25 protein-coding genes are annotated in these 23302 nt (G+C 67.3%); 11 read left to right on the top strand and 14 right to left on the bottom strand.

Annotated features, from left to right (window positions below; translation table 11 throughout):
• The first annotated feature begins 13 nt into the window (after positions 1-13).
• Complete coding sequence (locus AC5Y5E_RS14710; RefSeq protein WP_499903699.1) at positions 14-907, top strand: phosphoribosylaminoimidazolesuccinocarboxamide synthase; 894 nt, start codon at positions 14-16, stop codon at positions 905-907.
• A complete protein-coding gene (locus tag AC5Y5E_RS14705) occupies positions 904-3066 on the top strand; it encodes a S9 family peptidase (protein WP_499903698.1) in 2163 nt (720 codons plus the stop codon). The genes AC5Y5E_RS14710 and AC5Y5E_RS14705 overlap by 4 nt, the downstream gene beginning before the upstream one ends.
• On the opposite strand, the gene AC5Y5E_RS14700 is transcribed toward AC5Y5E_RS14705, so the two are convergent.
• The gene (locus tag AC5Y5E_RS14700) at positions 2995-3441 is read right to left on the bottom strand and encodes a DoxX family protein (protein WP_499903697.1); all 447 of its coding nucleotides are present in this window, start codon (positions 3439-3441) and stop codon (positions 2995-2997) included. The genes AC5Y5E_RS14705 and AC5Y5E_RS14700 overlap by 72 nt on opposite strands.
• Positions 3442-3536: 95 nt before the next feature.
• Here AC5Y5E_RS14700 and AC5Y5E_RS14695 point away from each other — a divergent pair, with 95 nt between their 5' ends.
• Positions 3537-4100 carry a TetR/AcrR family transcriptional regulator gene (locus AC5Y5E_RS14695; RefSeq protein ID WP_499903696.1) on the top strand — a complete coding sequence of 188 codons (564 nt, stop codon included), beginning with the start codon at positions 3537-3539 and terminating at the stop codon, positions 4098-4100.
• On the opposite strand, the gene AC5Y5E_RS14690 is transcribed toward AC5Y5E_RS14695, so the two are convergent.
• Positions 4097-5689: a DHA2 family efflux MFS transporter permease subunit gene (locus AC5Y5E_RS14690; RefSeq protein ID WP_499903695.1), complete on the bottom strand. Its 1593-nt coding sequence runs from the start codon at positions 5687-5689 to the stop codon at positions 4097-4099. The two genes, AC5Y5E_RS14695 and AC5Y5E_RS14690, sit on opposite strands and share 4 nt — an antisense overlap.
• Positions 5690-5872: 183 nt before the next feature.
• Between AC5Y5E_RS14690 and AC5Y5E_RS14685 the strand changes: the two genes are divergently transcribed.
• Positions 5873-6577, top strand: a complete 705-nt coding sequence (locus tag AC5Y5E_RS14685) for a DUF2334 domain-containing protein (protein WP_499903694.1) — start codon at positions 5873-5875, stop codon at positions 6575-6577.
• A 48-nt stretch (positions 6578-6625) separates the two neighbouring features.
• The gene (locus AC5Y5E_RS14680) at positions 6626-8290 is read left to right on the top strand and encodes an FAD-binding dehydrogenase (RefSeq protein ID WP_499903693.1); all 1665 of its coding nucleotides are present in this window, start codon (positions 6626-6628) and stop codon (positions 8288-8290) included.
• A gap of 77 nt (positions 8291-8367) precedes the next feature.
• Here AC5Y5E_RS14680 and AC5Y5E_RS14675 read toward each other — a convergent pair whose 3' ends face one another.
• Positions 8368-9006, bottom strand: a complete 639-nt coding sequence (locus tag AC5Y5E_RS14675; protein ID WP_499903692.1) for an MBL fold metallo-hydrolase — start codon at positions 9004-9006, stop codon at positions 8368-8370.
• Here AC5Y5E_RS14675 and AC5Y5E_RS14670 point away from each other — a divergent pair.
• From AC5Y5E_RS14670 to purQ, 3 genes are read left to right on the top strand one after another with little or no spacing between them, the layout of a single operon-like run.
• The gene (locus AC5Y5E_RS14670; protein ID WP_499903691.1) at positions 8983-9714 is read left to right on the top strand and encodes an ATPase; all 732 of its coding nucleotides are present in this window, start codon (positions 8983-8985) and stop codon (positions 9712-9714) included. The two genes, AC5Y5E_RS14675 and AC5Y5E_RS14670, sit on opposite strands and share 24 nt — an antisense overlap.
• A gap of 48 nt (positions 9715-9762) precedes the next feature.
• Positions 9763-10002 (top strand): phosphoribosylformylglycinamidine synthase subunit PurS, encoded by a 240-nt coding sequence (gene purS, locus AC5Y5E_RS14665; RefSeq protein WP_499903690.1) that lies wholly within the window; start codon positions 9763-9765, stop codon positions 10000-10002.
• A complete protein-coding gene (purQ, locus tag AC5Y5E_RS14660) occupies positions 9999-10673 on the top strand; it encodes a phosphoribosylformylglycinamidine synthase subunit PurQ (RefSeq protein ID WP_499903689.1) in 675 nt (224 codons plus the stop codon). The genes purS and purQ overlap by 4 nt, the downstream gene beginning before the upstream one ends.
• A gap of 27 nt (positions 10674-10700) precedes the next feature.
• Here purQ and AC5Y5E_RS14655 read toward each other — a convergent pair whose 3' ends face one another.
• On the bottom strand, positions 10701-11516 hold the full coding sequence (locus AC5Y5E_RS14655) for a lysophospholipid acyltransferase family protein (RefSeq protein ID WP_499903688.1): 816 nt from the start codon (positions 11514-11516) through the stop codon (positions 10701-10703).
• 110 nt (positions 11517-11626) lie between these two features.
• The gene (locus AC5Y5E_RS14650; protein WP_499903687.1) at positions 11627-12094 is read right to left on the bottom strand and encodes a hypothetical protein; all 468 of its coding nucleotides are present in this window, start codon (positions 12092-12094) and stop codon (positions 11627-11629) included.
• 107 nt (positions 12095-12201) lie between these two features.
• Here AC5Y5E_RS14650 and AC5Y5E_RS14645 point away from each other — a divergent pair, with 107 nt between their 5' ends.
• Positions 12202-12603 carry a VOC family protein gene (locus AC5Y5E_RS14645; protein WP_499903686.1) on the top strand — a complete coding sequence of 134 codons (402 nt, stop codon included), beginning with the start codon at positions 12202-12204 and terminating at the stop codon, positions 12601-12603.
• Here the strand turns inward: AC5Y5E_RS14645 and AC5Y5E_RS14640 are convergent.
• The 9 genes from AC5Y5E_RS14640 to AC5Y5E_RS14600 all read right to left on the bottom strand — a co-directional run bounded on the left by AC5Y5E_RS14640 (position 12597) and on the right by AC5Y5E_RS14600 (position 20656).
• Entirely contained in the window at positions 12597-13064 is a 468-nt protein-coding gene (locus AC5Y5E_RS14640; RefSeq protein ID WP_499903685.1) for a cupin domain-containing protein, read from the bottom strand. The two genes, AC5Y5E_RS14645 and AC5Y5E_RS14640, sit on opposite strands and share 7 nt — an antisense overlap.
• A gap of 3 nt (positions 13065-13067) precedes the next feature.
• Positions 13068-14522 carry a dihydrolipoyl dehydrogenase family protein gene (locus AC5Y5E_RS14635; RefSeq protein ID WP_499903684.1) on the bottom strand — a complete coding sequence of 485 codons (1455 nt, stop codon included), beginning with the start codon at positions 14520-14522 and terminating at the stop codon, positions 13068-13070.
• 3 nt (positions 14523-14525) lie between these two features.
• The gene (locus AC5Y5E_RS14630; protein WP_499903683.1) at positions 14526-15218 is read right to left on the bottom strand and encodes a haloacid dehalogenase type II; all 693 of its coding nucleotides are present in this window, start codon (positions 15216-15218) and stop codon (positions 14526-14528) included.
• A gap of 2 nt (positions 15219-15220) precedes the next feature.
• Positions 15221-15814, bottom strand: coding sequence for a TMEM175 family protein (locus tag AC5Y5E_RS14625; protein ID WP_499903682.1), 594 nt, complete (start codon positions 15812-15814; stop codon positions 15221-15223).
• Between the two features lie 11 nt (positions 15815-15825).
• Positions 15826-16257, bottom strand: a complete 432-nt coding sequence (locus AC5Y5E_RS14620) for a VOC family protein (protein WP_499903681.1) — start codon at positions 16255-16257, stop codon at positions 15826-15828.
• Positions 16254-17135, bottom strand: a complete 882-nt coding sequence (locus tag AC5Y5E_RS14615) for a DUF427 domain-containing protein (protein ID WP_499903680.1) — start codon at positions 17133-17135, stop codon at positions 16254-16256. Before AC5Y5E_RS14615 ends, AC5Y5E_RS14620 begins: the two co-directional genes overlap by 4 nt.
• A gap of 54 nt (positions 17136-17189) precedes the next feature.
• Positions 17190-18236 (bottom strand): zinc-binding alcohol dehydrogenase family protein, encoded by a 1047-nt coding sequence (locus tag AC5Y5E_RS14610; protein WP_499903679.1) that lies wholly within the window; start codon positions 18234-18236, stop codon positions 17190-17192.
• Positions 18237-18368: 132 nt separating this feature from the next.
• Positions 18369-19706, bottom strand: coding sequence for a TetR/AcrR family transcriptional regulator (locus AC5Y5E_RS14605; protein WP_499903678.1), 1338 nt, complete (start codon positions 19704-19706; stop codon positions 18369-18371).
• A 77-nt stretch (positions 19707-19783) separates the two neighbouring features.
• On the bottom strand, positions 19784-20656 hold the full coding sequence (locus AC5Y5E_RS14600) for an alpha/beta fold hydrolase (protein WP_499903677.1): 873 nt from the start codon (positions 20654-20656) through the stop codon (positions 19784-19786).
• 201 nt (positions 20657-20857) lie between these two features.
• Here AC5Y5E_RS14600 and AC5Y5E_RS14595 point away from each other — a divergent pair, with 201 nt between their 5' ends.
• Both AC5Y5E_RS14595 and AC5Y5E_RS14590 read left to right on the top strand, forming a co-directional pair.
• On the top strand, positions 20858-21574 hold the full coding sequence (locus AC5Y5E_RS14595) for an SDR family oxidoreductase (RefSeq protein ID WP_499903676.1): 717 nt from the start codon (positions 20858-20860) through the stop codon (positions 21572-21574).
• A gap of 24 nt (positions 21575-21598) precedes the next feature.
• A complete protein-coding gene (locus AC5Y5E_RS14590; RefSeq protein WP_499903675.1) occupies positions 21599-23299 on the top strand; it encodes an MOSC domain-containing protein in 1701 nt (566 codons plus the stop codon).
• Positions 23300-23302: the final 3 nt, after the last annotated feature.

Raw genomic sequence — 23302 nt, 5'->3', positions numbered from 1 at the left:
ATAGGCTGGCTCGATGCGCCCTGCACTGTCCGAGTACGAGCATTTGGCCAGCGGCAAGGTCCGCGAGATCTATCGCGTCGACGACGAGCACCTGCTGCTGGTGGCGAGCGACCGGATCTCCGCGTACGACTACGTCCTCGACAGCACGATCCCGGACAAGGGACGCATTCTGACCGCGATGAGCGTCTTCTTCTTCGGCCTCGTCGACGCCCCCAACCACCTGGCCGGACCGCCCGACGACCCGCGCATCCCCGACGAGGTGCTGGGCCGAGCGCTGGTGGTGCGCCGGCTCGAGATGCTTCCGGTGGAGTGCGTGGCCCGCGGATACCTGACCGGCTCGGGGTTGTTGGACTACCAGGCGACCGGCAAGGTCTGCGGCATCGCGCTGCCGCCCGGGCTGGTGGAGGCCAGCAAGTTCGCGAACCCGCTGTTCACCCCGGCGACCAAGGCGGCGCTGGGGGACCACGACGAGAACATCTCGTTCGCCCGGGTCATCGAGTTGGTGGGCGCGGTGCGGGCCAACCAGCTGCGCGACCGCACGCTGCAGATCTACGTTCAGGCCGCCGACCACGCGCTTACGAGGGGAATCATCATCGCCGACACCAAGTTCGAATTCGGCACCGACCGCGACGGCAACCTGCTGCTGGCCGACGAGATCTTCACCCCGGATTCCTCGCGGTACTGGCCGGCCCGCGACTACCGGGCCGGCGTCGTCCAGACCAGTTTCGACAAGCAGTTCGTCCGCAACTGGCTGACCAGCCCCGAGTCCGGTTGGGATCGCCACGGGTCCCAGCCCCCGCCGCCACTTCCCGACGACATCATCGACGCCACCCGGAGCCGTTACATCGAGGCGTACGAGCGCATTTCGGGCCTGAGTTTCGGCGACTGGATCGGCCCGGGCGCATGACCGACGCCGCACTGGACGCGCCCACGCCGCCCGTCGCGAAGCGGGTGGAGACCCGGCGGGAATTCCACGGTGACGTCTTCATCGATCCGTACGAATGGCTGCGCGACAAGGCCGACCCCGAGGTCATCGGCTACCTGGAGGCCGAGAACGACTACGTCGACGCGATGACGGCGCACCTGGAACCGTTGCGGCAGAAGATCTTCGACGAGATCAAGTCGCGCACCAAGGAGACGGATCTGTCGGTGCCGACCCGGCAGGGCGACTGGTGGTACTACGCGCGCACCTTCGAGGGAAAGCAGTACCGAGTCCAGTGCCGTTGCCCGGTCGCCGATCCCGATGATTGGGATCCGCCGGTCCTCGACGAGAACACCGAAATCCCCGGCGAGCAGGTCCTGCTCGACTCGAACGTGGAAGCCGAGGGCCACGAGTTCTTCGCCTTGGGCGCCGCGATGGTCAGCCTTGACGGCAATCTGCTGGCGTACTCCGTCGACACCGTCGGCGACGAACGTTATACCCTGCGGTTCAGGGACTTACGCACCGGCGAGCAGTACCCCGACGAGATCGCCGACATCGCGGCGGGAGCGACCTGGGCGGCCGATAACCGCACGGTGTACTACCTGACCCTGGACCCGGCCCATCGCCCCGACAAGGTCTGGCGCTACCGGCTCGGCGCAGGCGAGCCGTCGGAGCTGGTGTATCACGAAGCCGACGAACGGTACTGGCTCGGTGTTGGGCTCACCCGAAGCGAGAAGTACGTGTTCATCGCCGCGGGCTCGTCCATCACCTCCGAGATCCGCTACGCCGACTCTGCCGACCCGCGGGCGCCGTTCACCGTCGTGCTGCCACGGCGCGAAGGCGTCGAGTATTCGGTCGAGCACGCCGTGGTCGGCGGACAGGACCGATTCCTGATCCTGCACAACGACGGCGCGGTGAACTTCACGCTCACCGAGGCGCCCGTCAGCGACCCGACGCGGCAGCGCACCCTGATCCCGCACCGCGACGACGTCCGGCTCGACGGACTGGATGCCTTCGCCCGTCATCTGGTGGTCAGCTACCGCCGCGAGGCGTTGCCCCGAATTCAACTGTGGCCCATCGGTTCCGACGGACAATACGGTGAACCCGAAGAAATCTCGTTCGACTCGGAGCTGATGTCCAGCGGTCTGGGCGGCAACCCGACCTGGGACTCGCCCAAGCTGCGGATCCGGGCGGGGTCGTTGATCACTCCGGCGCAGGTATACGACATCGACCTCGCCACCGGCGAGCGCACGTTGCTGCGCGAGCAACCCGTGCTCGGCGGCTACCGGCCCGCCGACTACGTGGAACGGCGGGACTGGGTGAGCGCGGACGACGGGACCCGGATCCCGGTGTCGATCGTGCACCGCGCCGGGCTCGAATTTCCTGCGCCGGCCCTGCTCTATGGTTACGGCGCATACGAGATATGCACCGACCCAAGCTTTTCCATCGCCCGCCTGTCGTTGCTGGACCGGGGCATGGTGTTCGCCATCGCCCACGTCCGCGGCGGCGGGGAGATGGGCCGGCTGTGGTACGAGCACGGCAAGCTCTTGGAGAAGAAGAACACCTTCACCGACTTCGTGGCCGTGGGAAGGCATTTGGTTGACTCGGGCCTGACCCGACCGCAGCAGCTGGTCGCGCTCGGGGGCAGCGCGGGCGGCCTGCTGGTGGGTGCGGTGGCGAACCTGGCGCCGGACCTCTTCGCCGGGATCCTCGCGCAGGTCCCGTTCGTCGACCCGCTGACCACCATCCTCGATCCCTCCTTGCCGCTGACCGTCACCGAATGGGACGAATGGGGAAACCCGCTGAGCGACAGCGATGTTTACTCGTACATGAAGTCGTATTCGCCCTACGAGAACGTCGAGCCCAGACGGTATCCGGCCATCCTGGCGATGACGTCGTTGAACGACACCCGCGTCTACTACGTCGAGCCGGCCAAGTGGGTCGCGGCGCTGCGCCACGCCAACGCCGACGGCAACCCGATCCTGTTGAAGACCCAGATGAACGCGGGGCACGGCGGCGTCAGCGGCCGCTACAAGGCGTGGCAGGAAACCGCGTTCCAGTACGCCTGGCTGCTAGCCGCTGCCGGCCGCGACCGCTACGGCGGCGGCCAGGAAGACGACCTGCATCGCGGCCCGCAGGGGTAGCCGGGTCGTCATCGACTTGGGCGGATCAGGCATCCGGGAGGCGTAGACGTTGGCCGGGAACATGGCCAGCATCAGCACCGCGAGGCACACGGCGGCCGCCACCCGGGTCACCGGAACGAGCAAACCCACGGCCCCCGTCAGCTCCAGGACTCCGGTGATGGTCACCAGGTAGCCGGGGGCGGGCAGGCGCGGCGGCACGATCGCGATGAGGTCGCGCCGCAGCGGCGGCGCGAAGTGCGCGAGTCCGGTCAGTAGGAACATCGCCGCGAGGCCGACGGCGAGCGCGGCCGTCCAGTTGTTGACGTAGGCGATGCCGAGCCAGCCGATGCTCCGGGCCGCGATGGTGCTCAACAGCAGCGTGATCAACGGGGCCATCTGAATCATTCCAATCTAGACACTGACAAGATTTCTAGCATCCGAAGGTAACCGGGTATCTAGTCACTGTCAAGTTCCGCCGGTATGCTGACCCCGTGACCCGGCCCAACTACCACCACGGCGACCTGCGCGCGGTGATCCTCGCCGAGGCGGCGCGCCTGGTGGCCGAACGCGGCGCCGACGGGATCTCACTGCGGGAGTTGGCCCGCAGCGCCGGCGTATCGCACGCCGCGCCCGCCCACCACTTCACCGATCGGCGCGGGTTGTTCACCGCGCTGGCCGCCGAGGGCTTCCGCTTGCTGACCCGGGCGCTGACCGAGGCCCGCGGCCGGTTCACCGACGCCGCGCTGGCCTACGTGCGGTTCGCCCTCGAGCATCCCGGCCACTATCAGGTGATGTTCAACAGGCCGCTCCTGGACCCCTCGGACGCCGAACTGGCCGCGGCCGAGGCCGCCGCCGGGGCCGAGTTGTCCCGTGGGGTCGCGACGTTGCGGGATCCCAACGCGCGGGCCGATCCCGCCGCCGCCCAGCTGGCGGCCTGGTCACTGGTGCATGGGTTTTCAACGCTGTGGCTCAACGAGGCCGTCAACGCTCAGATCAAACAGGCCGACCCGATGGACACCGTGATGCGGATCGCGACCATGCTGTTCGACGGCTAATCCTCGCCGGCCGTCACGATCGCGGGCTGCTTCGGCAGGAACATCGCCGGGATGACCGTCAGCGTCACCAACACGGCCGCGATCACGAATACCGTTGTGTACGCGTGCGAAAGGTCGTGCAGCACGTCGCCGGAGAAGCCGGGCGCAAGCGCTTGCCGGGGTATCGCGGCCGGGTCGACCGGCACCCCGGTGGCCGCCGCCTTCTGTTGCAGGGCCGCGAGTTTGTTGGCCGCGGAGATGTTCTCGCTGCGGTTGGACTGATTGGTGAGGATCATCGACATCAACGCGGTTCCCATGGAACCGCCCACCTGATTGCTAACGCTCATCAGCGTTGTGCCGCGGGCGATCTGGTGCGGGGAGAGCGCCTGCACCGATGCGACGGAGAGCGGCATCATGGTGCATCCCATGCCCAGGCCCATGATCGCCAGGGCAACCAGCAGCGTGGGCAGGTATCCCGCCTGCCGGGCCACCCCGAACGCGAAGGCGCCCATTCCGACGGTGATCAGTGCGATGCCGATCAGCACGATCTTGCCCGGGCCCTGCCTGTCCACCACCGGGCCGGTCAGCCGCATGGTCAGCATGGCGCCCAGCCCCTGCGGGATCAAGTGCACGCCGGCCTGCATCGGCGTTTGGTGCAGCACTTGCTGGAAGTAGCTGGGCAGCAGCAGGCCCGCGCCAAAAAAAGCGGCGGCGAACAGCAGCATCGTCACATTGGCCTGGCTGATCACCTTGTTTTGGAACAGCCGTAGATCGATCAAAGGATGGTCCAGGCGGCGCCGCGCATGCACGACGAACGCGGCGATCAACACGAGGCCGACGGTCGCCGGTATCAGGACGCGACGATCGGCCACGGTCCCACAACGCGGCACCGACGACACCGCGAACAGGAACGTCGCCAGCCCGGGTGACAGCAGCAGCGCGCCGACGACGTCGAACGTCTCCGAGCGCGACGGGTGATCCCCGGGGAACACGATCGCCGCCAGAATCAGCGTCAGGAGCCCGATCGGCAGGTTGATCAGGAAGATCCACCTCCAGCTGGAGGTGTCGATGAGCCAGCCGCCCAGGATGGGCCCACCGATCGGCGCGAGCAGCATGGGGATGCTCAGGATCGACATCAGACGGCCGAGGCGCCGAGGACCCGCCTCGCGGGTCATGATCACGAATCCCAGCGGCATCAGCATGCCGCCGCCGATGCCCTGCACCACGCGGAACACGATGAGCTGCACGATCGTTGATGCCACCGCGCACAGCAGCGAGCCCAGCGCGAACGCCACCACCGATCCCATGAAAAGCCGTTTGGTGCCGAACCGGTCGGCGGCCCAGCCGGTCAACGGAATCACGGTCGCCAGCGCCAGCGTGTAAGCGGTCATCGTCCAGGCGACGACGGCCTGAGAAGAGCCGAACTGGTCGATGAACGTGCGTTGCGCAACCGCCACGACGGTGACGTCCAGGATCGCCATCACGGTGGCGAGCAGGCACACCCCGGAGACTCGGAACAGCCTGGCGTCCAGCTTGTCCGGGTAGACATGAGCGCCCGGATGCTGAGGAAGAGCGGTGGGCGGCGAGCTGTCCATGACGTTGCTTAGCATATCGAATCGATCCACGGGGAGGTGCCGGAACGCGTTTGCTGCCGGGGCCCGGCAGGGCGGCTCGTTCGCGGTATTTTCCACGCCCTGGGCCATCCTCGACGGGCCTCGCGGCCTGGGCCGATATACGCCTGCCGTCTGCGTGTCCTTCACCATCCCGACACCTGGAATCGTCAAACTGCGGGTGTGTCTGGAAAATTGATCGTCTCGGTCTCGGGGATCGGTGAACGTACCCTGGGCGACGTCGAGGCGTTCTGCGCACAAATGGACGCCCGCAAGGTCCCGGTTTCGTTGCTGGTAGCTCCCCGGCTCAAGGGTGACTATCGGCTCGACCGCGACCCGCGCACCGTGGAGTGGCTGACCGCCCGTCGGGCCGGCGGCGACGCCATCGTGCTGCACGGCTACGACGACCCCGCAACCAAGAAGCGTCGCGGCGAATTCGCGGTGCTGCGGGCGCACGAGGCCAACCTCCGACTGACGGGCGCCGACCGGGTGCTCGAGCACCTCGGGCTGCGCACTCGACTCTTCGCGGCACCGGGCTGGGTGGTCTCCCCGGGTGTGGTCAAGGCGTTGCCGCAGAACGGGTTTCGGCTACTCGCCGATCTGCACGGGATTACCGACCTGGTCCGGCACAGCACCGAACGGACCCGGGTGCTGGGCATCGGCGAGGGCTTCTTGACCGAGCCGTGGTGGTGCCGCATGGTCGTGCTGTCCGCGGAGCGGATCGCACGCCGCGGCGGCATCGTGCGGGTCGCGGTCGCCGCGCACCAATTGCGCAAGCCCGGGCCGCTGCAGGCCATGCTGGACGCCGTCGACCTGGCGTCGATGCACGGCTGCACCCCGACGGTTTACCGGTGGCGGTCGGACCGGGCCGTCCTCGACGCGGCCTGACCCGGCGTCCGATCAGCTCTCCGGACGGGCGCATTACCCTGTTCGGACATGAGCGATTCTTCGGCGGGCTTCGCCGCTGACGCGATCATCGTCGGTGCCGGTCTTTCGGGTCTGGTGGCCGCCTGCGAGTTGGTGGAGCGCGGCCTGCGGGTGCTGATCCTCGACCAGGAGAACAGCGCCAATCTGGGTGGGCAGGCGTTCTGGTCGTTCGGAGGGCTGTTCTTTGTCGACAGCCCGGAGCAGCGCCGCCTGGGCATCCGCGACAGCCACGAATTGGCCCTGCAGGATTGGCTCGGCACCGCCGCGTTCGACCGGCCCGAGGACTACTGGCCACGCCAATGGGCGCACGCCTACGTCGATTTCGCCGCGGGCGAGAAACGCAGCTGGCTGCGCGCCCGGGGGCTGAAGATTTTCCCGTTGGTGGGCTGGGCCGAGCGTGGGGGTTACGGGGCGCTGGGGCATGGCAATTCGGTGCCCCGCTTCCATATCACCTGGGGTACCGGGCCGGCCCTGGTCGAGGTCTTCGCGCGCCGGCTGCGGGATCGCTCGTCGGTGCGCTTTGCGCACCGACACCAGGTCGACGAGCTGATTGTCGAGGGTGATGCGGTGACCGGCGTCCGCGGCACCGTGTTGGAGCCCTCGGTCGCGGCGCGCGGCGTGCCTTCGTCGCGAAAAGCGGTGGGGCAATTCGAATTCCGGGCGTCCGCGGTGATCGTCACCAGCGGCGGCATCGGCGGAAACCACGAGCTGGTGCGCAAGAACTGGCCGTTGCGGATGGGCCGCGTCCCCGAGCAGCTGCTCAGCGGCGTGCCCGCGCACGTCGACGGCAGGATGATCGGCATCTCCCAGCAGGCAGGCGCGCGGGTGATCAACCCCGACCGGATGTGGCATTACACCGAGGGCATCACCAACTACGACCCGATCTGGCCGCTGCACGGCATCCGCATCATCCCCGGCCCCTCGTCGCTATGGCTGGATGCGTCCGGCAAGCGGTTGCCGGTGCCGCTGTACCCCGGCTTCGACACCCTCGGCACGCTCGAGCACATCACCAAATCCGGGCACGATTACACCTGGTTTGTGTTGAACGCCAAGATCATTGAAAAGGAGTTCGCCCTTTCCGGCCAGGAGCAGAACCCCGATCTGACCGGGCAGAGCGTGCGCGAGCTGCTGCGCAACCGGGCCAGCTCCGGACCGCCGGCCCCGGTGCGGGCCTTCATCGACCGGGGCGCGGACTTCGTCAGCGCGGACTCGCTGCGCGAGCTGGTGACCGCGATGAACAAGCTGCCCGATGTGGAACCCCTCGACTACGCCACGGTGGAGACCGAGGTGACCGCCCGGGACCGCGAGGTGGCCAACCGGTTCAGCAAGGACGGCCAGATCACCGCGATCCGCGCCGCTCGCGACTACCTGGGCGACCGGCTGGGCCGGGTGGTGGCGCCGCACCGGCTGACCGATCCGAAGGCCGGGCCGCTGATCGCCGTCAAGCTGCACATCCTGACCCGAAAGACGTTGGGCGGCATCGAGACCGACCTGGCCGGGCGGGTGCTGACGGCCGACGGCACCCCGCTCACCGGGCTGTACGCCGCCGGCGAGGTGGCCGGGTTCGGCGGCGGCGGCGTGCACGGCTACCGCGCGTTGGAGGGCACGTTCCTGGGCGGCTGCATCTTCTCCGGTCGCGCCGCCGGCCGCGGCGCCGCCGACGACATTTCGTAGCTCATTTCTGCCCGTCGAGCGCCGCGCTGGCGTGACGCTGGAGCTCGAACGTCACGCCAGCGCGACGCTCGGCCGAATTAGAAGGTGATCGCGCTTTCCTCGGGCAGCACCTGGAAGTCGGTGGTGGTCATCTCGGTGAGCCGACCGTAGTAGATGCCCCGCGCGTCGGGGGCGATGATCCCCTGATGAATGGGCACGGCCCGCGCCGGCGCCACCGCGCGCAGGTAGTCGACGGCCTCGGCGATCTTCATCCATGGTGCCGCCGCCGGCGCGGCCAGCACGTCCACCGGCTCGTCGGGCACGAACAACGCGTCGCCGGGGTGCATCAATCGCGCCGAATGCCCACCGTCGCCGACCAGAAACGAAATGTTCTCTATTACAGGGATTTCCGGATGGATCACGGCGTGCCGGCCGCCGACTGCGCGGACGGTCAGCTCCCCGATCTGCAGCTCGTCGCCGACGTGTACCGCCCGGCAGGGCGTGCCCAGCTGCTCGGTGGTTTGCGGATCAGCGTAGAGCGCCGCATCGGGGTTACCCTCGAGCAGCGAGGGCAACCGGGTCACGTCGACGTGGTCGGGGTGCTGGTGGGTGATCAGGATGGCGGAGAGACCGGTGATTCCCTCGAAACCGTGCGCGAAGGTTCCGGGATCAAAAAGCACACGCGTGTTGTCGAACTCGGCAAGTAGGCAGGAATGGCCGAAGTGCGTAAGTTGCATATTTACGATTGTGCCCTGACGGGGGTGATGCCGATGCGGGTGATCCTGGCGGCGATGCTGGCTGTGGGCGGCTTCGCGGTGACCCTGATCGTCGTGGTACCCGCCCATGCGGACCCGGAGACATGCCCGACCACCTGCGACCAGATCCCGAACAGCGCCTGGATCCAGCAGCGCGCGGTGCCGCTGGACTCGGTGTACAACTGGCCGGCGCTGGCCGGTTCGTCGGTTCCGTTGACGGGCACCGGGACGGCGAGGTTTCGGTTCGAGGACCTGTGTGCCGCGCCGGAGGCACCGCAGGACGCCCGCGCTTCGGCGGTCGCGGCGCGCGTGACGATCACCCACCCGGACGGCCAGTGGCAGATGCAGGCCGAGATCCTGCACTGGCGCGGTGACACGGCCCGCGGCGGCCCGACGGCGGCCTCGGTGTTCAGCAACGCGGTCGCCGCCCTGCGCGGCTGCCAGCAACGGGCCCCGGCGCAGTCGCCGTCGATCACCAGCGACGAGCCGAACCGGATGGCCGCGGTCGTCAGCGGCCCGGTCATCATGCACACCTACCTGGTGGCCCACGTGGCGAGCAGCACGGTCAGCGAGCTCACGCTGTGGTCGCAGGGGCCGCCGCAGGTGTCCTGGCCGGCGATGGCCGACGACCCGGTGCTGAATTCCATGATCGCGCCGCTGTGCGACGCCTATATCGCCTCGTGCCCGTGACCGGCCGGTAGAGTTGGGGCCCAGATAAACCCCTGAGGAGGAGCGCCGGTGAGCCGGGTGGTCGTTCATGTGATGCCCAAAGCGGAGATTCTGGACCCGCAGGGTCAGGCGATTGTCGGCGCGCTGGGCCGGCTCGGCCACCCCGGTATCTCGGATGTCAGGCAGGGCAAGAGATTTGAGCTCGAGGTCGATGACACGATCGGCGACGCGGAGCTCGCCGAGATCGCCGAATCGCTGTTGGCCAACACCGTGATCGAGGATTGGACGATCAGCCGGGAGGCGCAGTGACGGCGCGGATCGGCGTGATCACCTTTCCCGGGACGCTTGACGATGTGGACGCCGCCCGCGCGGCGCGGCGCGTCGGCGCCGAGGCGGTCGGTCTGTGGCACGCCGACGCCGACCTGAAGGGGGTCGACGCCGTGGTGGTACCCGGCGGCTTTTCCTACGGCGACTACCTGCGCGCCGGCGCGATCGCCAGGTTCGCCCCGGTGATGGCCGAAGTGGTCGACGCCGCGGGACGCGGCATGCCGGTATTGGGAATCTGCAACGGTTTTCAGGTGATCTGCGAGGCGGGGCTGCTGCCCGGCGCCCTGACGCGCAACGCGGGTTTGCACTTCGTGTGCCGCGACGTGTGGCTGCGGGTGGCCTCGACCTCGACGGCATGGACCTCGCGTTTCGAGCCTGGTGCGGACCTGCTGGTGCCGCTGAAGTCGGGCGAGGGCCGCTACGTCGCCCCCGCCAACGTGCTCGACGAGCTGGAGGGCGAGGGCCGGGTGGTTTTCCGCTACCACGACAACCCCAACGGCTCGCAGCGTGACATCGCCGGGATCAGCTCGGCCAACGGTCGCGTCGTCGGGCTGATGCCGCATCCCGAGCACGCCATCGAGGCGCTGACCGGACCGTCCGACGACGGCCTGGGCCTGTTCTATTCGGCGCTGGACGCCGTGCTCGCCGCGTAGCCGAAAACTACTGCCGCACAGCTTACTTCAGCCCAGGATAGGGAACCGGCGCTGGTCCGCGAGCTGCTGGAGCGCGGCTTCCATCACCGCGCGCACGTGCATGTCGACCTCGTCGACGTCGGGATTCTCGCCGAAGAGGGCGGTGACCTCGATGGGTTCGAGCACCTCGGTGACGATCTTGGCCGGCAGCGGCAGGTTGGGCGGAAAGATCACGCTCAGGCCGAACGGGAGGCCGAAGCTGACCGGCAGGATGTTCATCCGGGCCTTGGTGAGTCGCAACGTGCGCGCCAGCCAGTTGCCGCGGGTCAAAAACAGCTGGGTCTCCTGGGCGCCGATGGACACGGTCGGCACGATCGGCACCCCGGCTTCGATGGCGGTCCGCACGTATCCGGTGCGCCCGTCGAAGTCGACGATGTTCGCGTTGAAGGTGGGCCGGTAGGCGTCGTAGTCCCCGCCCGGGAAAACCAGGACGATCGCGCCTGAGTGCAACGCCGCGGCGGCGTTTTCCCGGCTCGCCTCGATGACGCCGAGGCGGCGCAGCCAACCGTCCAGGGGGCCGATGAACAGGCCGTAATGGGCAAGGGTGTACACGGGGCGGTCGTAGCCGAACTTGTCGTAGAACGCCGGCGAGAAAATGAACACGTCCGGCGTGAACATGCCGCCCGAGTGATTGGACACCACCAGCGCCCCGCCGGTCGACGGGACGTTCTCGAGATTTCGCACCTCGGCGCGGTACCACCGCTTGACGAGGGGACCCAGGGCTTCGGCGACCCTTCGGGTGAAGTCCGGGTCCCATTTGGTGGTTTCGCGATTCTGGACCGCCCGCCGTTGCGCACCTGCCACTCGCTACGGATTGCCGATGTGACAGGGGCCTTAAACCTAGGCGCCGAACGTAACGCCACCGCGAAATACCGCCCACAATTTCGCCATGACGCTACGCTCGGCGCCGCCTCTCAGCCGGCGTCACACACCAACGCGGAGGTCGGCTGAAACTCGACGACGGGGGCCAACTGACCCAAGAGGTCGATCGCGTCCGCGATGGCGGCGTCGACGAATGCGGCAAAGTCCTCGAAGGAGGCGCCCTTGCGGATCCATTGCGACCTGCGCGCCACCACGCCGATGCGGTCCGGGTCGGACGAGCCGTGGACGACTGCGGTCACCTCACGGTTCTGCGCGTTCCAGGTGTCGGCGAAGTGCATCAGCCAGGGACGGTCGGCGGCGGGGAAGAAGCACGCGGGCGTCACGCGAATGATCAGCACGTCGCCCTGCGTCGGGCAGACCTCGAGGTGGACATGCAGCCGCCGCGGACGGGTGTTGGCGACGTAGAAAAACTCGCCGTCGTGCCGGCCCCGGAAATACCGGCTGCCGCGCGTGCACAGATAGCGTTCGACCAGGTTCGCGCAGACCGGTTCGGTAGTCATGAGATCGATGGTGAGGCCATTGGCTTTGCGGATCCTTTGAGCCGAGCTAGCCGGGACCGAAGAATATGTTGAGAATTGGCTGAGCGAGGGGATTCCGAGGAGGGTCGATGGTGGGTTTCGCGGTGGAACGTATCGACCATATCGTGTTGAACTGCAACGACGTTGAGGCTACCGCTGCGTGGTACGAGCGGGTGCTGGGCATGAGGCGGGAGACGTTCGGGCCGTCGCGACGAATCGCCGTGTCGTTCGGGGACCAGAAGCTCAATCTGCGACCGGTCGGGGCGCTGGCCGACGATCCGGACTGGGTGACCGGATCCGTCGAAGCCGCCGGCTCCGCGGACCTGTGCTTTGTCACGCGGTCGACGCCCGACGACGTTCGTGCCCGCCTCGCCGCGTGCGGGGTCGACATCGTCTCGGGGCCGGTAACCAAGGTCGGGGCGCTGGGGCCGATGACCTCGCACTACTGCCGCGACGTCGACGGAAACCTCATCGAAATCGCCGTCTACTGAGCGTCTTTCAGCGGATACAGCTCGGGCAGGTTGATGACGATGGCCTCTTGGGTGCTGCGCGCGATCACGACTTCCGCGGGGGAGTTCGGATCGGGATTCTCTTCCCGGTGCGGCAGATACGGCGGGATGAAGATGTAGTCGCCGGGCGCGGTCGCGATGCGCACCTCTTGGACGCCGTCGTGGAAGACGAACTCCGGGTTGCCGCTTCGGACGTAGATCGCGGTCTCCGATTCGCCGTGATGGTGGTTGTCCGAAGCGGAACTCGGTGCGGCGTGTGTCTCACCCATCCACAGCTTCTCCGCACCGACCGACTTGCCGGACAGGGCGGCGAAGCGGCGCAGTCCTTCCGATTGAGCGGTGTCGGAACTGAGGTCCGCCGCCTTGATGTGGTGCACGCGGTGGCGCGTCACCTCGGTGGTCGCGTCGTCGAAGTCGGGGTGAAATCCGTCTGCGGTTGCCATGGGTCAATTATCGTCCGTCGAGTCCCGATAGGCCTCGAGCAGTCTCAGCCACACTTCGCTGATCGTCGGGAAGCACGGCACGGCATGCCACAGCCGGTCGACGGGCACCTGGCCCGCGACGGCGATGGTCGCCGAATGCAGCATTTCGGTGACCCCGGGTCCGACCATCGTGACGCCGAGCAGGTGGCCCCGATCCGCATCGACCACCATCCGCGCCCGACCGGTGTAGCCGTCGGCGTAGAGCTTGGCCCCCATCACCACGTCGCCGATTTCCACGTCGACGATACGGACGCGGTGTCCGGCTTCCTGGGCCTCCCGGGCGGTCAGGCCGACCGCGGCGGCTTCCGGGTCGGTGAAGAAGGCCTGCGGGACGGCGTGATGGTCGGCGGTCGTCGCGTGCACGCCCCACGGCGCGGTGTCCAGCGGCTTTCCCGCCGCGCGGGCCCCGATGGCCGCACCGGCGATGCGTCCTTGGTATTTGCCCTGATGGGTCAGCAGGGCCCGGTGATTGACGTCGCCCGCCGCATACAGCCAGCCGTCCTCGACGGCCCGCACCCGGCAGGTGTCGTCGACGTCGAGCCAACCGCCCGGCGTCAGCCCCACTGTGTCGAGACCGATGTCGTCGGTGAGCGGCGCCCGGCCCGTGGCGAAAAGCACCTCGTCGACTTCCAATTCGGAGCCATCGCCCAATTCGAGGACCACTCGGGCGCCATCGGGCCGGCGCAGCGCCCGGACCGATGTTCCTACGCGGACGTCCACGCCCGCCTCGACGAGCCCGCGGGCGATGAGTTCGCCCACGAATGGCTCCATGCGGGGCAACAGGCCAGAGCCGCGGGCGAGGAGGGTCACCTTCGAGCCCAATCCTTGCCAGGCCGTGGCCATTTCGACGCCCACGCCGCCGGCACCGACGACGGCGAGCCGCATCGGGACGTGGCTGCTGTCGGTGGCCTGACGGTTGGTCCACGGTCTGGCCTCGGCCATACCGGGCAATTCGGGCAGCGCGGGCCGACTCCCGGTGCAGACCACGACCGCGTGCCGCGCGCCCAGCTCCGTCCGCTCGCCGTCTTGGGCGGTGGCAGTGACTCGTCGCGGACCGTCCAGCCGCCCATGCCCGCGGATCAGCGTCGCGCCGATTCCGCCCACCCAATCCGCCTGGCCGGTGTCGTCCCAATCGGTGACATAGCGGTTGCGGCGGCCGAAGACGCCCGCGCTGCTGATGGAACCGCCGACCGCCTCGCGCGCGCCGTCGACCCGTCGGGCGTCCGCAACGGCAATCACCGGGCGCAGCAACGCTTTACTGGGCACGCACGCCCAATACGAACATTCGCCGCCGACGAGCTCGCGCTCGACCACCGCGACACTGAGACCCGCCGCCCGCGCACGCTCCGCGGCATTCTGACCGATCGGCCCGGCGCCGAGCACGACCACGTCGAAGTCCTGTTCGATAACCGCTGCCATACGTCAGCGCCTCCCCTCGATCAGTCGCTCGGCCAGCTCGCAGATGTCGCTCACCACGAGGTCCGGTTGTGGCAGCCCGTCAACCGGCAGCGGCGGGTTGCCGGGCCGGGTGATGAGAGCGGAGCTGAAGCCGACGTGTTGCGCGCCCAGGGTGTCCCACACGTGGGCGGCCACCATCATGCATTCGGCGGGCGCTATCCCGAGCGTGTCGCATACGTGCCGGTACACCGCCGGAGCAGGCTTGAATGCGTGGCAGGTGTCGACGCTCAACTGGTGTTTGAAAAAGCCGGCCAGGCCCGAATTCTGCAGCGCCGTGAGCCCGTTCGGGTTGGGCGGCGAGTTGGTCAGGGTGACCAGGCGGAATCCGTTGTCGCGCAGGGCGGCGAGTCCGTCCGCCGCGTCCGGATGCGCCGGCATCGTTAGCAAGCCGGTCTTGAGGCGACGCAGGTCGTCGTCGGTGACGTTCACGTGGTAGACGTCGCCGAGCATGCGCAGCACGCCCTGGGCCAGCGTGGAAAAGTCCACGTAATTCTCCGCCAGGGTGATCGTCATCGAGTACATGACGAGTTGCGCGAACCATTCGCGCAGCACTTGTTCGTCGCCGAACTTCTCTGCGAAAAGTGGTGCCAGCGAGTCGATGTCGAGCAGCGTCTCGTTGACGTCGAAAACCAGCACGGACGGCGTGGTAGTCGGCATGGCTAACCCTCGGCTTCCTTGGGCGAGTGCACATCCGGCCGCAAGTACCCGACCAGGCATAAGCAGATCAGGGCCATGCCGCCGATTGGCCACCAGATTGCCAAGACCGCCGCCGTGGCGAATACACCGACCGTTACGAACGACCGCATTCGCAGCATCCTGCGCATCAGATGGGTGACGTCCTCGTGCGCGGGTCGGTCGACCAGTTCCCAACACAGCGCGAGATAGGTGATGTTGACGAGAACGAAGACGGAGGCATACAGGGACACCGGCGCCGCCGCCAGCCTGCTGTCGGCGATCCACTCGGTGGTGACCGGGATGAGGGACACGGAGAAAAGGTGAGCGAAGTTGGACCACACCAGCCGCGGTGTCGACACCTCCGCGTAGCTGAACAAGTGATGATGGTTGACCCAGACGATCGCGATGAACAGGTAGCTGACCACATAGCTCAGGCCGGTGGGCCAAAGCGGTAGCAGAGCGCTGAAGCTGTGAGCGGTTGGGGGCTTGAGCTCCAACACCAAAACCGTGATGAGTACCGCGAATACGCCGTCGGAGAACGCCCCGATCCGCTCGGGGCCAGTCTTTCGCGTGGCCACGCCATACACCTTCACGCCGGCTGGTGGTTGCGTTCCTGCAACACCCATGCGTTGCCGTCGGGATCGCCGAAGTCCGCGAAGCTCGCGTAATCGGCGCGGCCGGGGTCGGGGCCCGGGAGGAACCCGCCGCGCCAGCCGCCCTCGGTGTTTTTGTGGCGGATGTCGCTGACGGTCACTCCGCGGTCGGACAGTTCCGCGCGGTAGCTCTCGATGTCCGGAACCACCAGATACAGGCCCCGCAGCGATCCAGGAGCTACGTCGGTCAGGCCGACACCGAACTGGATCGAGGTTGCCGAGCCTTCCGGCGTCAACTGGATGACCCGGAATTCGGGTGCGGGCGCGTAGTCGACATCGACGTTGAAGCCGACCTGGTCGCGGTAGAACCGCAGCGAGCGGTCCGGATCCCCAACGGGCAGGATGACAACCTCGAACAGGGCCTTCACCGTATGCCCCCGGTGGGCGTCTTATGGAGTACCTCATCGATGTCGAGTCCGCGGTCGACGCCGTGGGGTAGCACGGTTTGGCCGGGCTCGAGCCGTAGCTGTCTGCCGTCGAGATAAACGTCGATCTTATCGGGTTCGAAGGACACCAGGTTGGTAACGCGCCCAACCTCGGGCCACGCGTTGAGGTATGACCAGGCCGCCCGTTGGCGACCGCCGATGTCATAATACGAGCAGATCCCCTTGTACGGGCAAAAGGTCTGCAGTGAAACGAGTTCCAGGGTGCTCTCGTCGACGTCCTCCCTGGGCGCATACCACCGCGGCGCGAAACCGGATTCGTACAACGCCAGCGGGTGCTTTGTGTCGGCGACCACCTGGTCACCATCCCGGACGACGAGATGCCGTGAAGTGGAACGGATGTCGATGCGATGGTAGGCGTCGGCGGCATGGCCGACGATGCGATCGTCCTCTTCGTAGAAGGCGTCCATGGCGCGCCAGGCGAATGCCACCCGCCCGTCCAGAACCGCTGCGTGCGGTGGCAGCGCGATGTGCTGCCAGGCCGCATGATTGGTCTCTCGCTCGGGAACTCGGACGGTGAACCATTGGGTGTCGCCGAGGTCGCGGTGCTCAGTGACCCTGTCCTCGGCGACCAGAACCTCCGCCTCGATATCGCCGCGCGGGAAGTAGGCGACGGGATAGCGGCCCGGCTCGTGCAACAGGACGACGTCTTCGCTGTCGGCTATCCAGTGATCCGCGAAGCTCGCCCTCATGCGCCGCCGCAATGGTTCGGCGAACAGCAGTCGTGGTGGGAGCGGTTGCTCGGTCAGGAAGTGCCCCACCGATCCGGTGGCCAGTGGGCCTTGTTGCCAGGCCAGCCCCATGATTGTCCCCTCTCATCCCGAAACCCCTTGCTGCGAAGTCGCTTCCGCCGGTCATCACTCCACGACGACGACCATCTTGCCGCCGGCTTCCCCCGCCTCCATCACCCGGTGAGCTTCGCGGATCTGGTCGAACGAGAAGACTCGCGAGGGCTTTGCGTCCAGCCGGCCCTCGGCGACCTGCCGCGCGATGTCTTGCAGGGGCACGTCGGATAGCGGAAACCCCGGAGTACCAAATACGAAGCTGCCAAAGAAATTCCAGTTCACCCCGCTGGCCATTCTCAGCAGCGGGTTGAAATCGCCGATCGGGTCCAGCCCGCCCAGCCATCCCGCCAGGCACGCCGCGCCGCCGCGGCGCAGCATGTCGAGAGAATCCAGGATGGTGCTGTTGCCGACCAGATCCAGTACGGCGTCGACCTCCTTGGCTTCGGGGAGCTGGGCGGCGAGGTCACGCCTTTCCAGCTCGACGCGCGACGCGCCCAACTCCTCGAGCATCCCAAAGCGGCCGCGGCTCCGCGTGGTGGCGATCACGCGAGCGCCCGCAGCGACTGCCATCTTGAGCGCGGCCTGCCCGAGTGATGACGTGGCCCCGCGCAGCACCAGGTTCTGTCCGGCTTTGAGATCGAGGTTGCGGAAGAGGCATGTCCAAGCGACCGCATAGGTTTCGGGCAGCGCCGCCAGGTCGGACCACGGCAGGTCGGATTCGATCAGGGCGACGTTCCCGGCGCGCACGCGGGTGTATTCGGCGTAGCTGCCGTTGATGGTGCGGCCCAGCCCGCCCATCAGCGCCGCGACCTTGGCACCGACCGGGAACTCGCCGCCGGGGCACGAATCGACGATGCCGACGCATTCGATGCCGCTGACTTCCGCGGCCTCGGCCCACTCGCCACGCCGCATGTGCATTTCGGCGTGGTTGATCCCAAATCCCTTGATCTCGATCACGACCTCGCCGTGCTTCGGCAGCGGCTTGGGGATGTCGGCATAGACGAGGCTGTCGAGGCCGCCGAACCGCTCGAGGATGATCCCTCGCATGGATTTCCCGCCGGACTCTTCCCGGACCACTGCCGGTGCGGTGGGCAGTTGGGGCGAATCGGGGGTCGACACTATCTGCATCTTCCGTTCGGATATCTCGACAGGTGACGCCGCGCTGGCCCCCATTATGCCCCGCCGTCCACATCTGCTGAATGGGCCATTCAACCCAGTATTATGGGCTATCCGGCCCAATCTGTCCAGGGGTCAGGGTTTACGTGTGCCGCGCGCTTTGCGGGTCGGGGGGCTTGACGCGAAGGAGCGCACATAGTCGACGGCGGCGATGACGGCGGCCCGCATCGGCTCCGGATCACCGGTGGCATAGGTCACCGTCGCGCCGCCCTGGTGTGCGAGAACCAGCGACGCGGCGAGATGCCGCGGGTCGGCGTCGGGGCGCAGATCGCCGCGGCGCCGCATCGCCGTGAGGCCCTCCTGAAACAGCCCGATCCACTGGTCGTAGCCGGCGGAGAGATCGTCGTGCACCTCGTCGTCGGCGTCGATCAGCTCACCGGCCAACGAGCCGTAGACACACCCGCCGACGCGGTAGACGGTCTCGATGTCGGCGGCGACGGCGTCGGCCCACGATTGCAGGGCTGCGAGGCTCTCGAGTGCGCCCAATGCCGGTCGGGTGTGAAATGTTCGTACGTCGTCGCGCCGCGCGGCGATGACGCGTCGGGTCAGATCGCGTTTGTCGGTGAAGTAGTGCGAGATCTGCGAGCCGCCCACGCCGGCGCTTCGACGCACCTGTTCGATGCTGGTGTTGGCGACGCCGCGCTCGAACATCAGCCGGGCGGCGACCTCGACGATCCGCTCCCGGGTCGCCAGCCCCTTGCGGGTAAGCGGTGATGCGTTGTTGTCGTTGGCTTTTCGTCCTACATCGCGACCGCGCGCGCGGCGAGCGGGCCGCGGAACCCGTTCGGCGGCATCGGTGGCGAACGTGCGTAGGTAGTTGACCGCGAAACGAACGGCGTCGGCGTGCGGCCATTCCGCTCGATAGGTGAAGGCCAGGGTGCCGCCTCCCTGGTGAGCGCTGACGATGACCAGCGCTATGCGTCGCGGGTCGGCATCCGCGACCAGAACACCGCCGTCCTTCATACGTCGGATGGACTCCTCGAGGAGGTCGGCCCACTGCCAATATCCGGCCCCCAGCGTGTCGCGCGTCGCTTCGTCGGACTTCGCCAACTGCGCGGCCAGGGCGTGGTAGGTGGGAGTGCCGAAGTATCCGATGCGTCTGAGGTAGCGCATGTTGAGGTCGATCCACCGCTCGTAGTCGTCGAACGACTGCAGGCCTTGGAGCCGCGGCTGGCGGTGAAAGTCCAGAACCACGCCGATCTGGCGTTTTATGACCGCGCGGATCAGCGCGCTCTTGTCCGCGAAATAATGCGCGAGCTGAGAGCCGCTGACCGATGCGGCCCTGCGCACGTTCTCCATGTTCGCCGCGGACAGGCCCTCGGTGACGATCAGCTGGGCGGCCGCCTCCACGATTCGGTCGCGGGTGGCGCGCCCCTTGGCGGTCAACCGTTGTTCCTCTTGAACATCGGCCATCGCGTCAGGCTAGCCCGCGAGCGGCGCGAACTATGGGATATTCATCCCATTGATGGGCCGTGCCGACCGCGGACCGGTCAGGCGGCCACGGGGACCTTGGCGAGGAAGTCGCGGACCAGCTCAGCGACCTCGTCGAGCGCGGACTCGAGCAGGAAGTGTCCGCCATCGAGCAGGTGGATCTCGGCATCGGGCAAGTCGTCGGCGAATGCTTGCGCGCCGGCCGGGCCAAAGATTTCGTCCCCCCGCCCCCACACCGCCAACAAGGGCACCTGTGAAGTTCGGAAGTACTCGTGCAGGCGCGGATACAGCGGTGCGTTGGTCGCGTAGTCGCGCAGCAGCTTCAGCTGCACTTCGTCGTTGCCCGGACGAGATATCAGCGCGTAGTCGTGGTGCCAGGATTCCGGGTCGACCAGGCTCTCGTCGGAGACGCCGGTGACGTACTGCCACCGGGTGGCGTCCAGCGTGAGGAACTGCCGAACAGCGGCCTCGGTGTCGGCCGTCGGCTCATTTTGATAGGCCCACAACACTTTCCAGAAGCTCTCGACGAATCCTGCGTCGTAGCCGTTGCCGTTCTGGGTGATGATCGCGGTGATGGCGGAGGGATCGCGGAGCGCCAGGCGCCAGCCGATCGGCGCCCCATAGTCCTGTACGTACATGGCGTATCGGTCGATACCGAGCGTGCGCAGCAGGCCGGCTGTCAACTCGGTGAGGGCGTCGAAGGTGTAGTCGAACTCGTCCACGGACGGCGCGTCCGAGAGGCCGAAGCCCAGGTGGTCGGGCGCGATCACGTGGTACCGGTCGGCCAACGCCGGGATCAGGTTGCGGAACATGTAGGAGCTGGTGGGAAAGCCGTGCAACAGCACCAGCGCCGGCGCTGCCGGATCGCCGGCCTCGCGGAAGAACAGCCGATGACCGTCGACGGTGGCGTATCGATGATGAACAGCCGGCATGACGTTCCTCCTGAGCCCGCGCGCCCGGACGAACGCGCCGCATGCAGTTCTGGGTTATACAACCCAGTATGCACCAGACCGTCCAGCGCGCAACAGTCTGGGACCGATACGTTGCCGCGGCCAGTGCGCTGACATATTCTGGGCTGGCCATCCCATTTTAGGGAATGCCTCGTCCGACCTCGCCGAAGGAGCAGACACCGCATGGGTAATGCGTTGCGGGAGCAAACGGTCCTGGTTGTCGGACGCGGCAGCGGGATCGCGCGCGCCGTCACCCTGCTCGCGCAGTCGGAGGGCGCACGGGTGATCGCGGCCGGGCGAGACCACGCCAAGCTTGCCAGCGCCTACCGCGGCGCCGGCGTAGCCGCCGAGGTCGTCGACGTCACCGACGATGTGTCGATCGCCGCCCTCGCCGACCGGGTGGGCGGCGTCGACCACGTAGTGTCGACCGCGTCGGCGCGCGCCCGGGGAAAGCTGGGCGACCTGGACCGTGAGAGCCTGCAGCTGTCGTTCGACACCAAGGTCATCGGGCCCGTGATGCTGGCCAAATACTTTGCACCCCAGGTTAAACCGGGCGGATCATTCGTGCTGTTCTCGGGTGTGCACGCGTTCAAGCACAACGTCGGCTATCTCGGGGTCGGCGTCACCAACGGCGCCGTCGACTTCCTCGCCCGCTGGCTGGCCGTCGAACTCGCGCCCATCAGGGTCAACGCGATTTCTCCAGGAGTGATCGATACCGGAGCCTGGGACGCGATGGGCAACGACGGCAAGCGGGAGTACTTTCAGCAGATCGCCGACGGCAACCCCGTGGGAAGGATAGGCACGCCGGATGATGTCGCCAAGGCCGTGCTGTTTGCGATGACGAACACGTTCATGACTGGTATGACGCTGAAGGTGGACGGCGGCGAGCCGCTGGTCTAGGTCGAGGCAGTTAGAGGTGACGCGGTGCCCAGGCTTGTTTCGGTAAATGTGGGCATGCCCAAGGATGTGCAGTGGCGGGGTAAAACCGTCCACACCGGGATCTGGAAGGCCCCGGTCGACGGGCCGGTCATGGTGCGCCGCCTCAACGTCGACGGTGACGGCCAGGGCGATCTTGGCGGCCACGGCGGTGAGCAACGCGCGGTCATGGTCTACCAGGTCGAGTCGTATGACTTCTGGAAGGACTACCTGGGTCGCGACGACCTGGCACCAGGCCACTTCGGTGAAAACTTCACCATCGACGGTCTCGCCGACGACGAGGTCTGCATCGGGGACCGTTACCGCATCGGCGAAGCTGAATTCGAGGTGACCCAACCGCGCGTCACCTGCTTCCGGGTCGGTATGCGCCTCGACGAGCCGAGGATGCCCAATCTCCTTGTCTCCCAGCACCGCCCAGGATTTTATCTGCGGGTGATCAGCGAGGGCACTGTTCGCGCCGGCGACGACATCGTGCGGACCCGGCGCGGCCGTCATGAGCTGCGCGTCGCCGACGTCGACGCGCTGTTGTACCTGCCGAACCGCGATACCGAGCTGCTCCGTAAGGTCGTCGACGTTCCGGCGCTCAGCCCGGGCTGGCAGCAATCTTTCCGCGACATGCTGACCGAGCCCGGGAGCGCCGCGCCACCGATCGGTGTCGAACCAGCATGGGACGGATTTCGTCCGTTGCGGGTCAGCCAGATCCGCCGGGAAAGCCCCGAGGTGTTGTCGATTCGCCTCGAGTCCGCGGACCATGCCGCGTTGCCCCCGCCGCTTCCCGGCCAATACCTGCCCGTGCGGATTGCCGGAGCCGGCGAGCCGGCGCCCCTGCGCAGCTACTCGCTGTCCGGTGATCCCGCCGCGGGCGTTTATCGGATCAGCGTCAAACGCGAAGAACACGGTCTGGTGAGCGCCTGGCTTCACACCCACATCCAACCGGGGGCGGTGATAGACGCGGCCGCCCCACGCGGCGACTTCTGCCTCACCGAGGAGGCCATTCCGGTCGTCTTTTTTTCGGCAGGGATCGGCGCGACGCCCGTCCTGGCGATGTTGCACGCCCTCTCGGCGGCCCGCAGTACCCGCGACATCTGGTGGCTGCACACCACCCGCAGTCCCCAAACCCAAGTGTTCGCAGAGGAAGTCGCGGCCCTCATCGGCTCCTTACCCCACGCTCGGCAGCGCGTCTTCTACACCGAAACGCAGGGCCGCCTGAATCAGGAGGCGATCACCGCCCTGGGCCTGCCCTCCGACGCGACCGTTTACCTTTGTGGCCCGACGCAATTCATGACAGATATCCGCGATTGCCTCCGCGCCGCAGGCTTCGACCCCGCGCACGTTCACAGCGAACTCTTCGGTGCCCTCCCGGCAATCAACCCCGGCGTCGTCGCCACGGGCGAGCGCACGCCGCCGCACCCGCCCGTCGGAACTCCAGGCAGTGGGCCGTCGATTACCTTCGCGCGCAGTGGCTTGGCGGTCAACTGGTCACCGGGCTATGCCAGCATCCTCGACCTCGCCGAGGCCTGCGACGTACCGACCCGATTCTCGTGCCGAAGCGGCGTGTGTCACGTCTGTGTGACTGGCGTGGTGGCCGGGACCACAACATACGTGCAAGCACCGTTGGAAGAGCCCGGCGACGGGGAAGTGCTGATCTGCTCGGCCGTGCCGCGCAGCGACCTGGTGCTGGACCTCTGAGGG

The organism is Mycobacterium sp. NGS54 (assembly GCF_059812465.1).
The sequence above is the reverse complement of the archived record's forward strand: the minus strand, read 5'-3'. Positions and strand labels throughout refer to the sequence as shown.

What these genes read in the sequence shown, in the direction of transcription:
- AC5Y5E_RS14670 (WP_499903691.1), top strand. Translation starts at nt 8,983, where the DNA reads ATGGCCGAAGTGCGTAAGTTGCATATTTACGATTGTGCCCTGACGGGG.
- AC5Y5E_RS14605 (WP_499903678.1), bottom strand. Translation starts at nt 19,706, where the DNA reads ATGGCCGATGTTCAAGAGGAACAACGGTTGACCGCCAAGGGGCGCGCC.
- AC5Y5E_RS14600 (WP_499903677.1), bottom strand. Translation starts at nt 20,656, where the DNA reads ATGCCGGCTGTTCATCATCGATACGCCACCGTCGACGGTCATCGGCTG.
- AC5Y5E_RS14595 (WP_499903676.1), top strand. Translation starts at nt 20,858, where the DNA reads ATGGGTAATGCGTTGCGGGAGCAAACGGTCCTGGTTGTCGGACGCGGC.
- AC5Y5E_RS14650 (WP_499903687.1), bottom strand. Translation starts at nt 12,094, where the DNA reads ATGACTACCGAACCGGTCTGCGCGAACCTGGTCGAACGCTATCTGTGC.
- AC5Y5E_RS14640 (WP_499903685.1), bottom strand. Translation starts at nt 13,064, where the DNA reads ATGGCAACCGCAGACGGATTTCACCCCGACTTCGACGACGCGACCACC.
- AC5Y5E_RS14710 (WP_499903699.1), top strand. Translation starts at nt 14, where the DNA reads ATGCGCCCTGCACTGTCCGAGTACGAGCATTTGGCCAGCGGCAAGGTC.
- AC5Y5E_RS14630 (WP_499903683.1), bottom strand. Translation starts at nt 15,218, where the DNA reads ATGCCGACTACCACGCCGTCCGTGCTGGTTTTCGACGTCAACGAGACG.
- AC5Y5E_RS14615 (WP_499903680.1), bottom strand. Translation starts at nt 17,135, where the DNA reads ATGGGGCTGGCCTGGCAACAAGGCCCACTGGCCACCGGATCGGTGGGG.
- AC5Y5E_RS14635 (WP_499903684.1), bottom strand. Translation starts at nt 14,522, where the DNA reads ATGGCAGCGGTTATCGAACAGGACTTCGACGTGGTCGTGCTCGGCGCC.
- AC5Y5E_RS14680 (WP_499903693.1), top strand. Translation starts at nt 6,626, where the DNA reads ATGAGCGATTCTTCGGCGGGCTTCGCCGCTGACGCGATCATCGTCGGT.
- AC5Y5E_RS14675 (WP_499903692.1), bottom strand. Translation starts at nt 9,006, where the DNA reads ATGCAACTTACGCACTTCGGCCATTCCTGCCTACTTGCCGAGTTCGAC.
- AC5Y5E_RS14690 (WP_499903695.1), bottom strand. Translation starts at nt 5,689, where the DNA reads ATGCTAAGCAACGTCATGGACAGCTCGCCGCCCACCGCTCTTCCTCAG.
- AC5Y5E_RS14700 (WP_499903697.1), bottom strand. Translation starts at nt 3,441, where the DNA reads ATGGCCCCGTTGATCACGCTGCTGTTGAGCACCATCGCGGCCCGGAGC.
- AC5Y5E_RS14645 (WP_499903686.1), top strand. Translation starts at nt 12,202, where the DNA reads ATGGTGGGTTTCGCGGTGGAACGTATCGACCATATCGTGTTGAACTGC.
- AC5Y5E_RS14705 (WP_499903698.1), top strand. Translation starts at nt 904, where the DNA reads ATGACCGACGCCGCACTGGACGCGCCCACGCCGCCCGTCGCGAAGCGG.